This window comes from Helicobacter canis (assembly GCF_008693005.1).
Classification (GTDB): Bacteria; Campylobacterota; Campylobacteria; order Campylobacterales; family Helicobacteraceae; genus Helicobacter_B; species Helicobacter_B canis.
The window spans coordinates 72,108-83,631 of sequence record NZ_VXKE01000010.1 but is presented as its reverse complement, the minus strand read 5'-3'; the positions used below and the strand labels follow the sequence as shown (position 1 = coordinate 83,631).

The following is an 11,524-nucleotide window of genomic DNA, read 5'->3' as shown; positions in this document are numbered from 1 at the left end:
CACTTTTGGGGCTTAAATTTCTGCTACAATGCCCAAAACTACTAAGGCTGCAAGCGTGGATATAAATAGTATAGAGCTACTTACTCGGCTTAAAAATTTGGATTTGCTTAATGGTTTGGGTGATTGGTGGTGGGGTGGGGCTTTGGGCTTTGAGGTCGTTGTAGGTGCGATCCTTACGCAAAACACCAAGTGGGAGAAGGTCAAGCTCTCTTTGGCAAACTTGAAAAGTGCTGGGATTTTGGGCGATGATAATGCAAGCTTGCACAATCTTGCAAAAGTAGATTCTATTGAGCACTTCATTGCTCCAAGCGGGCTCTATCGGCAAAAAAGTGCAAGAATCATCGCGCTAGCACAAGCGATTTTAGAAGACTTTGGCGATTTTGCAAGCTTTCAGCAGGAAGTTAGCAGAGAGTGGCTTTTAGAGCGTAAGGGGATAGGCTTTGAAAGTGCGGATTCTATACTAAATTATGCGTGCGGTAGGGAAATTATGGTGGTGGATAGTTATAGTGCTAGGCTGCTTGCTGCTCTTGGCTGGGAGATGGAGAGCTATGAAGATGTGCAAAGGTGGTTTATGGATATGCCTTCTAGGGAGCTTGAAAAGCTCTATCCCACAATGCCACTAGCGCAAATTTATGCTAGGTATCACGGCAAAATCGTGGAGTTTAGCAAGCGAAAGCTACCGATACAAATACTTATGGAGAAGCAATGAGCGCGCTAGAGTATTTCTACAAGCTTTGTAGTATCCCTCATCGCTCTTACCATACGCAGGCTATGCGCGAGTTTTTATGCGCGGAATGTGAGCGGCTAGGCTTTAGGAGCGTGGTAGATGAAGCAGGCAATATTTATGCGACTAAGTCTAGCTCTGCGCTAGATTCTACCTTGCAAGTGCGTCCCCAAGCGCGCCCTAAGGTATGCTTGCAAGCGCATTATGATATGGTAGGTGTGGGGGCTGCTGGGGAAGATAGGGCATTAGAGCTTGTGCAAGATGGGCAATTCTTGCGCGCTAAAGACTCTTCACTTGGGGCGGATAATGGCGCGGCAATCGCGGCGATTTTGTGGTGTATGGAGCGTGGGTTTAGCAATTTTGAAGTGCTTTTTACTAATGATGAAGAAGTGGGGCTTTGTGGAGCAAACGCGCTTACTATGCCTATACAAGCACCATTTTTGCTTAACCTTGATAGTGAAGTGTTTGGAGAAGTGATTGTGGGCTGCGCTGGTGGGTTTGATGCGGAGTGCTCTATTGCTGCTAGGACTTATTCTGTGTGGGGCGGTATTTATGTTGAGAGCTTTGGCTTTAGTGGGGGGCATAGCGGCGTAGATATACACAAAAATATCAAATCAAGCTTGGCGGAGTTTTTTGCAGTATTTGGTGTGATTAGTGGGTATTTAAGCGACAAAAGTGGGCTAATACTCACACATTTACTAGCTGGAGAGAAGTCAAACTCCATAGCTGTGGGGCTTAGAGCTCAAGCAGCCTTTAGCACGCAAGAAACCGCGCGTAGCTTCACAGAGTGTATGCGCACACTTGAAGCTGTGAAGCATATAGATTCTACTACTTATCGCATTAAGAGAGAATCTAGTCTAGATTCTAGCGCGTGGCGTGTGTATGTCAGCGAGTGCGCGGGCTTTGTGGTGAGGATCACGGAAGAGCCTAATGCCAAAGCCCAAGTGCTAGGCTATGAGCTTATAGCTCTTGCACGCTTTGTGGGTGAGCTTAGGCAGGGTGTATGGGAGCGAGATGGGCATAGTGTCCTAAGCTCGCTCAATGTCGCGCTAGCACGCGCACACAAGCAGCATATAGACTTTAGCCTAAAAGCGCGCGCAAACAAAGATGATCTCCTAGAATCTATCCGCGCTTCTATCCTTGAGATTTCTGGGCGATTTTGTCAAAAACCTGCTACAATAAGTGGCTTTTATGCGCCGTGGCAGAGACAGCTTGCAGATGATCACCCGATTTTACGGCATATTCTTCAGGCGTTTGAGTGGCGACACACGGAGATTAGCGAGATCCACGCGGGGCTTGAGTGTGGGATCTTGCAGGAGCGGTTTGCGCAAATGGGCTTAGAGCCCGTGCTTATGGCAAGTATAGGTCCTACGATTCTCTCCCCACACTCTACACAAGAGCGTCTTGATATTGGGAGCTTTGAAGAGTTTGTTGTGGTGCTATGTAGGATTCTCAAAACATTAGACTAAAATGTATATGTTAGGAAGATTGATGAAAGTAGGCTTCTCTCTCGTATGTGCGGTGTTGCTGTTTTGCCTAGAATCTAGCGCGCAAGTTGCTTCCAAGCCCAGCTCTTCTGCGCAGCTTGTTTCACAAGATGAGCCTAGCCAAAGTGTGCTTGACTCTAGCAAGTCCGCTTTAGATTCTAGTGCTAGGGGCGCGAAGAAGTTTTCTCTCTATCAGCCCATAGCAGTTAGCAAGAGATCTTATGGGTCTTTTTCCATAGGTTATTCACAAAGTCATATCAAAGCCCAGCAAATAAGCCTGATTGATGGAGCGACAAACTCGCGTGTGGCTAGAGATTTTAGCCAAGTGGCGCACGGAGTGTTTTTCGGGCTGGAGCGTGGGGCGCATTGGCATAGCTTTATGTTAGGGGGCTATATCAATGGCGTGGCTGCACAAGATTATTCGCTTAGTTTTGGCGTGCGCGCTTCATATCTCATAGCTCGGTATGTGATCCCAAGTGTGGGGATTAGTTGGGGACTGCAGCACATAAAGTTCCCCAACGATACTAGGCAATATAATATCCACGGCGCAAACTTTAATGCTGGCTTGTTTGTCAATATTATGAGAGGTTTTGGGCTAAAGCTTGAGGGGAATTACTCTTACCCGCTTGTGATTTTGCGCGGAGCTGATGCGCGCAGCTATGGTGATCCTGTGTTTAGCGGGTATTCGTTTGTCGTAAGCTTGTGTATGTATGATTTTTCTATTTAGATTCTGGTGCTGGCTGCTAGGTTGTTACAAGGGGTTGTTGCTAGAATCTAGCCATTAGATCTAGCTAGGTTTATTTGGGGATTTTAAGATACAATAGCTACATACCCTAAGGATAAAGCTACAAGGAAGGAGGAGTTATGGAGATAATTGATGCGATGTTTTTCAATAGAGAGCTCTCGTGGCTGCGGTTTAATACGCGCGTGCTTAATGAAGCTAGAAGCACGAAAATCCCTTTGCTTGATCGGCTAAAGTTTTTGGCTATTTATGGCACTAATTTAGATGAGTTTTATATGATCCGTGTAGCTGGGCTTAAAAAGCTCTATGCAAGCGGGATTAGTGAGATTGGTGCTGATAAGCTCACTTCTGCGCAGCAGCTTGCTCATATCCGCGAGTATTTGCACCGCGAGAAATCCCAAGTGCAAGAGCTCTTTAGTGAGATACAAGCAGGGCTAGATAAAGAGGGCTTAAGAGTCAAGGTATTTAGCGAGCTAAACAAAGCGCAAAAAGCGCAGCTAAGGGAGTATTTCCTGCGCTATTTGTATCCGGTGATTGTGCCAATTGTAGTGGATTCTACCCACCCCTTCCCACATTTAAACAACTTAAGCTTTGGCATAGCTATTGAGCTTCGCCACAATGAGACAAAGGAGATGAAGTTTGGTATCGTGCGGATTCCGCGCGTGCTAAAGCGATTTGTCGCTATTGATAAGGGCGTGTTTGTGCCGGTGGAGACGATTGTAGGGGAGTTTGCAGCGGAGCTTTTCCTAGGATATAGCTTGGAGCATTATGTGCCATTTCGCGTTACGCGTAATGCGGATTTTGAGATAGAAGAAGATGAAGCAGATGACTTTATGCAGCTAATGAGCGAGGGGCTGCGCGCTAGGAGGAGGGGTGAGATCACGCGCCTAGAGATAGGAGAGGGCAAGATAGAGCTTAAGGAGTTTGTCCAAAAGCAAGTAGAAGTCGTGCCTGAAGATGTGTATTCCTACTCGATTTTGCTTAATCTTGGCTCGATGTGGGAGCTTGTTTTGGCAAAGGATTTTGCGCATTTGGGCTCTACGCCATTTGTGCCTAAGACTTTGCCCCCAATCGACCCTGAGTGTAATATTTTAGACACTATAGAATCTGGCGACATTATCGCATTTCACCCCTATGAGAGCTTTGACCCGGTGGTAGATTTTATCACCACTGCTGCTAAGGATAAAGATGTGCTCTCCATTCGTATGACACTTTATCGCGTGGGGAAAAACTCGCCCATAGTCAAAGCACTTATCCAAGCAGCAGAAGAAAAGCAAGTAACTGTGCTTGTCGAGCTTAAGGCTCGCTTTGATGAGGAAAACAACCTGCATTGGGCGCGCGCGCTAGAATCTGCCGGAGCGCACGTCATCTATGGTGTGCCCGGGCTCAAAGTCCATGCCAAAGTCGCACTTGTAATCAAAAAAATGGGCGATAAGCTTACAGAATATGTGCATTTAAGCACGGGCAATTACAACACCGCTTCGGCGAAAATCTACACAGATATAAGTCTTTTTACAAGTAATCAAGCAATTAGTAATGATGTCGTTAAGCTTTTCCACTCACTCTCCACAGGCAGCTCGCATAAAACAGAGCTTGATACGCTTTGTGTCGCACCTACGCAGATTAAGCCAAAGCTTTTAGAACTTATCAAGCTAGAATCTAGCTTTGGTGCGCAGGGGCGCATTATCCTCAAAGCAAATGCCATTGTCGATACCGATGTGATACTCGCACTCTATGAAGCTTCAAAAGCTGGCGTGCAAATTGATCTTATTATCCGTGGTGTGTGCTGCCTACGACCGGGAGTTAAGGGTATGAGTGAAAATATCCGCGTGCATTCAATCATTGGCAAATATTTAGAACACGCTAGAATCTACTATTTCGCCCACGCCAAAGAAAGGGTGTTTTTCTCTAGCGCGGATCTTATGCCTAGAAATCTTGAGAGACGCGTGGAGCTACTTACCCCAGCGACGAACAAAGCCATCGCCGATAGGCTCATAGAGATTCTTACAATCCAGCTTAGTGATAACACGCAAGCCCACGAGCTTTTAAGCGATGGAGAGTATCGCAAAATCCCCACCCCTAAGGAGAATCCAATTTCTTCACAAGTAGTCTATGAACGCTATGTCAATGAAATCCATAGCTCCAATAAAAAGGAAGCCAAAGCCAAGGCTAAAAAACTATTACAGAGAATGATAGGAGAGTCGTAATGATCGCTAGCTTTAATGGACACACCCCAAAAATCGCTGCAAGTGCCATAATCTTACCGCAGACTACCATTATCGGTGAAGTGCATATCGGTGAAAATGCTAGTGTGTGGTATGGAAGTGTAATCCGCGCTGATGGAGCTAGAATCCACATTGGCGATGGCAGCAATATCCAAGATAATAGCACCATTCACATCGGCTATGCGACACAGGACTTTGATGGCAGCACAATCATTGATGAAAATGTTACCATCGGGCATAATTGCATAATCCACGCTTGTCATATCCACGCGGAGTGTATCATTGGTATGGGCGCGATTATTATGGATATGGCAGAAATTGGCGAGCAGAGTATCGTGGGGGCTGGAAGTGTTGTTACACAAGGGAAGAAATTCCCCCCCAGAAGCTTAATTTTAGGCAATCCTGCGCGCCTTATCCGTCCTTTGCGAGATGATGAGGTGGCTCAATGCTTATCATCAGCCCTGCATTACCAGCATTTAGCTGCTTCGCATTATGATGAAGTCAAGTAGCAAGGAGTATATATGGAAATTTATCAACGACTAAAGCCATTACTATTTAAGTTTGATGCAGAGAAGATGCACCACTTTTCGCAAAAGTCTTTGCGAGCTTTGCGCGCGCTACCATTTGGCGATGATATGCTACTGCGCCTTGGTGGCTATAGTGATGAAAGCCTTGCGCAAGAGATTTTAGGCTTGCGGTTTTATAATCCTATCGGTCTAGCAGCTGGCTTTGATAAAGACGCCCAGTATGTGAAGCCTCTTGTGGGGCTTGGCTTTGGGCATTTGGAGCTTGGGACAATTACTAAAATCCCCCAAAGTGGAAATCCAAAGCCAAGGCTTTTTCGCCACGAGAGTGAAGAAAGCTTGCAAAATGCTATGGGGTTTAATAACCTAGGTAGTGTCGCGTTTGCCACAAGGCTTAAGAAGCTCTATCCATTTTGTATCCCGCTTGGCATAAATATTGGCAAAAATAAAGAAATCAATGAAGAAGACGCCGCGCTAAACTATCAAAAAACTTTAGAAGATGTATTGGACATTGGTGATTATTATACCTTCAATCTTTCTTCACCAAACACCCCAAATTTACGGGATTTGCAGAATGAAAAGTTCGTAGAATCTCTTTTCACTATGGCGCGGCAAAAGACACAAAAGCCGCTATTTTTAAAAATTGCCCCGGATATGGATATGGATTCTGCTTTAAGTGTGTGCGCTAAGGCGTTAGATTCTGGTGCGAGTGGGATTATCGCTACAAATACAACTACGGACACTTCATTGATCGCCAATCCTAAGCACGGCGGTATTAGTGGGGCTGCTTTGTGTGAGAAGAGTAGAGAGATGTTTGCTGCTTTGGCAAAAACTTTGCACAAAACTCACAAAAGCGCGATACTTATTAGCGTGGGTGGGGTCGCTAACGCTAAAGAAGCATACAGTAGGATCAGGCTTGGAGCTTCACTTGTGCAGGTTTATACAGGGCTTATCTATCAGGGTCCAAGCCTTTGTGCGAAGATGAGTCAAGAGCTCGCTGCTCTACTTAAAGCCGATGGGTTTGACTCCATTGCACAGGCAGTTGGTGCGGATTTGTAGCTAGCTAGAATCTATGCGATTTGTATTGTTATTAGGAGTGTTGATGAGTGTAAGCTTGGGCAAGAGCGTGCTACCAAAATATGAGCAAAAGACTTTAGATAATGGCTTGCAGATTGTCGTTATCCCTATGGATAATGGCAGCGGTGTGATTGAGAGCGATATTTTCTATAAAGTCGGCTCTAGGAATGAGACTTTAGGCAAGAGCGGGATAGCGCATATGCTTGAGCACTTAAGCTTTAAATCGACTAAAAACCTTCAAGCAGGGGAGTTTGATAAGGTTGTCAAAGGCTTTGGGGGCGTGGATAATGCCTCCACAGGTTTTGACTACACGCGCTATTTCATCAAATCAAGCGCAGAGCATATCGACACTTCTTTAGGGCTTTTTGCCGAGCTTATGCGCAATCTCTCGCTAAAAGATGAGGAGTTCCAGCCAGAGCGGCAGGTAGTCGCAGAAGAAAGACGCTGGCGCACGGATAATTCCCCGCTTGGGTATTTGTATTTCCGCTTTTTTAACACCGCATTTTTGCATCATTCTTACCACTGGACACCTATTGGATTTATGGGTGATATTTTAGGCTGGAAGATTGAAGACATTAGAGATTTTTATGATGACTACTATCAGCCAAATAACGCTGTCGTAGTTGTAGCGGGCGATATTGATCCACAAAGGGTTTTTGCTTCTGCGAGCAAGCATTTTGGCTCAATCAATGCCACAAAGACTCCCCCAAAAGTCCGCATTCAAGAGCCAGAGCAAGATGGCTACCGCGAAGTGATTGTCAAAAAGCCTACCAAAATTGAGTGGCTCATTATGGGCTATAAGATTCCAAACTTTGCTCATACTGATCAAATCGCGCTCTCCGCGCTTGCAGAAGTGCTAAGTGGCGGGAAGTCCGCTTTGCTTGATAGTGAGCTAGTAGATAAGCGCAATCTCGCTAGCGAAGTCTCTGCTTCGGCTATGGGGCTTAAGGATTCTGGGGTGTTTATGATTATGGCAGCGGGGAATGAAAAAGTGCAGGCAAAAACCTTGCAAAAGGAGATTCTAGCTATTTTGGAGCGCGTGAAGCAGGGGCAAATCACGCAAGAAGAGCTAGATACTGCCAAGCGTAATATGCAGGCAAGCTTTGTGTATTCACTAGAGAAGTCAAGCTCTGTAGCTGGACTTTTTGGGGCGTTTTTGGTGCGCGAAGATTTAGCCCCACTTTTGCGCTATGAAGAGGAGTTTAGCAAGCTGACTTTAGCAGATCTTACGCGCGTGGCACAAAAGTATTTCTTAGACGATACGCTAAGCGTGGCTATTTTATGCGATAAAAAGGAGTGAAGTATGTCTTATGCAGATCAAATGCCAAGTGGCGCGATGAGCGCGCTTATTACACCCTTTAAAAATGGCAAGATCGACACGGAGTGCTTCATCTCTCTCATTGAGCGGCAGATCCGCTATGGAATGGATGCGTGTGTGCCTGTTGGCACCACAGGAGAGTCTGCCACGCTCTCGCACAATGAGCATAAAGAGTGCATAGAAATTGCCGTGAGTGTCTGCAAAAATAGTGGCACAAAGGTGCTAGCAGGTGCTGGGAGCAACTCCACCGCCGAAGCCATAGAGCTAGCGCGATTTGCGCAGCAATGCGGCGCAGATGGGATTTTGTGCGTAAGTCCTTATTACAACAAGCCCACCCAAGAGGGACTATATCAGCATTACAAAGCCGTGGCAGAATCTGTGGAAATCCCCCTTATGCTCTATAATGTCCCATCACGCACAGGGGTAAATATCGAGCCAAGCACGGCGATACGACTCTATGAAGATGTGCCAAATATTACTGCCATTAAAGAAGCCAGCGGCTCTATGGAGCGCATAGTTGAGCTCAATACACTTGCCAAAGATTTTGCGATATTTAGCGGAGAAGATGCCATTAACTACCCTATACTTGCCAATGGTGGAAGAGGGGTGATCTCTGTTACAGGCAACCTTTTGCCAGATAAAATTTCTGCGCTCACACACTTAGCCTTGGAGCGAAATTTTAAAGAATCAAAAGCTATAAATAATGAACTTTATGCTATAAATTGTGCTTTGTTTTGCGAGAGCAATCCTATCCCTATCAAAGCAGCGATGTATCTATCAGGGCTTATACCAAGCTTAGAGTATCGGCTGCCGCTGCTTGCCCCAAGCGTGGAGAATCTACGCTACATCGAGCAGACATTACAACACTATGAGGTGAAACAATGACACAATCTCAAAGCTCTAATCAATCTATGCAGGGTAAAACACTTGTCATAAGCGGTGCTACGCGTGGTATCGGCAAGGCTATTTTGTATAAATTCGCGCAAAATGGTATTAATGTAGCTTTCACATACAATAAAAACGAAGAAGAAGCAGACAAAATCGCTAAAGATGTAGAATCTAAATATGGCATTAAAGCTTGCTACTATCCACTAAATGTGCTAGAGCCAGAGCAGTATAGCGAGCTTTTTAGCAAGATTGATGCTGATTTTTCTCGTGTGGATTTTTTCGTAAGTAATGCCATTATTTATGGCAAAAGTGTGGCTGGTGGGTTTGGACCTTTTATGCGCTTGCGTCCTAGGGGGCTAAACAACATTTACACCGCCACGGTGCTAGCTTTTGTCGTGGGCGCGCAAGAGGCGGCAAAGCGTATGAAAGAAGTAGGTGGTGGCTCTATCATCTCTCTAAGTTCTACGGGCAATCTTGTCTATATGCCAAACTATGCAGGGCACGGAAATTGTAAAAACGCGGTAGAAACAATGGTCAAATACGCAGCTGCCGAGCTTGGTGAGTGGGGGATACGCGTCAATGCTGTGAGTGGCGGACCGATTGATACAGATGCACTGCGTGCTTTCCCAGACTATGCAGAAGTGCGCGCCAAAGTTGAAGAGCAATCCCCGCTTAATCGTATGGGCGCGCCAGAGGATTTAGCTGGCGCGGCGTATTTCTTATGCGACTCTGCGCAAAGTGGCTGGCTCACAGGGCAGACAATCGTTATCGATGGTGGGACGACTTTCAAATAACTCTTAAGCACTCCTTATATCCAATTATGTATCCAAATGAGAATCTATCAAGCACCACTCTAGGTGCTTCGCTTATCATCACCACTTACAACTCCCCAGATCGCCTAGCTTTAGTGTTAGACTCTGTGCGTGATCTCTCCCCACTCCCAGCAGAAGTGATCATCGCTGATGATGGCAGCACTGATGAGACTAGAATCCTTATAGAATCTTACGCCAAGCACTTCCCCTGCCCGTTGCGCCATATCTGGCAAGAAGACAAGGGGTTTCGTGTTAGCATTAGTCGCAATAAGGGCATTGCCGCAGCTACGCAAGACTACATCATTACAATCGATGGCGATATGATTTTAGACTCGCACTTTATCGCGGATCATCTGCGATTTGCCAAAAGGGGTGTAGTGCTGCAAGGCTCTAGGACAGGACTCAGTGCTTCTGCAACCCAAGAGATTCTACATACCAAATCCCAAAGCCCTAGCACAGCCTACCGCCTAGCATTTGCACACAAAAAGGCTAAGTCTTATCGCATAGGATTTATGGCATATTTGGCAAGCCTACGCTCCACAACTACGCGCCATCTACGCAAGAGTCCATACATTAAGCCTGTCGTGCGCACTTGCAATATGAGCTTTTATAAGAGTGATTGGGAGAAGCTGGGTGGATTTGATGAGGGCTATACAGGCTGGGGGCGAGATGATACAGACTTTGTCGCGCGGCTTTTGCTCCAAGGTGGTAAGCTAAAGCGCGTAACATTTAGCGCAGTGGCATACCATATCTACCACGAGAGTAATATCAACCCACAAGCCCTAGCGATCAATGATAAACGCTATCTCGCTATGCTTGAATCCCACGGCATTACTTATCCCCCCCCCCTACCAAATCCTAGCGATGTCTCACTTGTCATCACCACTTACAACTCCCCAGATCGCTTGGCTTTAGTGCTAGACTCTGTGCGAGATCTCTCCCCACTCCCAACAGAAGTGATCATCGCTGATGATGGCAGCACGGAAGAGACTAGAATCCTTATAGAATCTTATGCCAAGCACTTCCCCTGCCCGTTGCGCCATATCTGGCAGGAAGACAAGGGGTTTCGCGCAAGTGCGATCCGCAATAAAGGTGTTTATGCTGCTAAGCAAGATTACATTATCTTAATTGATGGCGATATGATTTTAGATCCGCACTTTATCGCGGATCATCTGCGCTTTGCCAAAAGAGGATTCTGCCTAGGCGGCTCTCGCACGATGCTTGGTGAGAATACTACTAAGGAGATCCTAGCCTGTCGCGCTAATGGCGATACAAGCGCGTATAAAGAGAGCTTTAAATACAAGAGCTGGAAGGCTTATCGCTGCGCGCCTCTAGCGTGGATTATTTATCTATGTAGCCAAAAAAGTGCCAAAAGCTTCACTAAAAGTGTCAAGGCAAATGTTGGAGGCTGCAATATGAGCTTTTATAAAGCAGATTTTGAGAGAGTAGGTGGGTTTAATGAGAGCTTCACAGGGCACGGGTCAGAAGATTGGGAGTTTGTGGCTAGATTTTTGTTTGCCGGGGGGAGAAGTGCTAGGCTGAAGTTTTGCGCTGCGGGCTATCATATCCACCACCCTACACGCCCGCAAGATCGTGCTAATGCCAACTACCAGCTCTACCTTGAGACGCTGCGCACTCATCTTGGCACACTGCCTTCTTCTGGCACACTGCCTAAAGATAGCTAGGCTAGATTCTAGCTTGCACCAAGTATTACACATATCTAAAAA

The 11,524-nt window shown here is 46.1% G+C and carries 10 protein-coding genes; all 10 read left to right on the top strand.

Annotated features, from left to right (window positions below):
• Positions 1–61: 61 nt before the first annotated feature.
• Positions 62–709 carry a 3-methyladenine DNA glycosylase gene (locus tag F4V45_RS03640; protein WP_246144990.1) on the top strand — a complete coding sequence of 216 codons (648 nt, stop codon included), beginning with the start codon at positions 62–64 and terminating at the stop codon, positions 707–709.
• Positions 706–2,193 carry a zinc-binding metallopeptidase family protein gene (locus F4V45_RS03635; RefSeq protein ID WP_150337110.1) on the top strand — a complete coding sequence of 496 codons (1,488 nt, stop codon included), beginning with the start codon at positions 706–708 and terminating at the stop codon, positions 2,191–2,193. Before F4V45_RS03640 ends, F4V45_RS03635 begins: the two co-directional genes overlap by 4 nt.
• Positions 2,194–2,215: 22 nt before the next feature.
• Positions 2,216–2,938 (top strand): hypothetical protein, encoded by a 723-nt coding sequence (locus tag F4V45_RS03630; RefSeq protein ID WP_150337109.1) that lies wholly within the window; start codon positions 2,216–2,218, stop codon positions 2,936–2,938.
• 137 nt (positions 2,939–3,075) lie between these two features.
• Complete coding sequence (locus tag F4V45_RS03625) at positions 3,076–5,160, top strand: RNA degradosome polyphosphate kinase (RefSeq protein ID WP_150337108.1); 2,085 nt, start codon at positions 3,076–3,078, stop codon at positions 5,158–5,160.
• Positions 5,160–5,687: a gamma carbonic anhydrase family protein gene (locus F4V45_RS03620; RefSeq protein WP_150337107.1), complete on the top strand. Its 528-nt coding sequence runs from the start codon at positions 5,160–5,162 to the stop codon at positions 5,685–5,687. The genes F4V45_RS03625 and F4V45_RS03620 overlap by 1 nt, the downstream gene beginning before the upstream one ends.
• Positions 5,688–5,699: 12 nt before the next feature.
• Positions 5,700–6,761 (top strand): dihydroorotate dehydrogenase (quinone), encoded by a 1,062-nt coding sequence (gene pyrD / locus F4V45_RS03615; protein ID WP_150337106.1) that lies wholly within the window; start codon positions 5,700–5,702, stop codon positions 6,759–6,761.
• A 43-nt stretch (positions 6,762–6,804) separates the two neighbouring features.
• Complete coding sequence (locus F4V45_RS03610; RefSeq protein ID WP_246144985.1) at positions 6,805–8,079, top strand: M16 family metallopeptidase; 1,275 nt, start codon at positions 6,805–6,807, stop codon at positions 8,077–8,079.
• A 21-nt stretch (positions 8,080–8,100) separates the two neighbouring features.
• The gene (gene dapA, locus F4V45_RS03605; RefSeq protein ID WP_150337143.1) at positions 8,101–8,982 is read left to right on the top strand and encodes a 4-hydroxy-tetrahydrodipicolinate synthase; all 882 of its coding nucleotides are present in this window, start codon (positions 8,101–8,103) and stop codon (positions 8,980–8,982) included.
• Positions 8,979–9,779 carry an enoyl-ACP reductase gene (locus F4V45_RS03600; protein ID WP_150337104.1) on the top strand — a complete coding sequence of 267 codons (801 nt, stop codon included), beginning with the start codon at positions 8,979–8,981 and terminating at the stop codon, positions 9,777–9,779. The genes dapA and F4V45_RS03600 overlap by 4 nt, the downstream gene beginning before the upstream one ends.
• Entirely contained in the window at positions 9,707–11,482 is a 1,776-nt protein-coding gene (locus F4V45_RS03595; protein ID WP_150337103.1) for a glycosyltransferase family 2 protein, read from the top strand. The genes F4V45_RS03600 and F4V45_RS03595 overlap by 73 nt, the downstream gene beginning before the upstream one ends.
• Positions 11,483–11,524 lie beyond the last annotated feature (42 nt).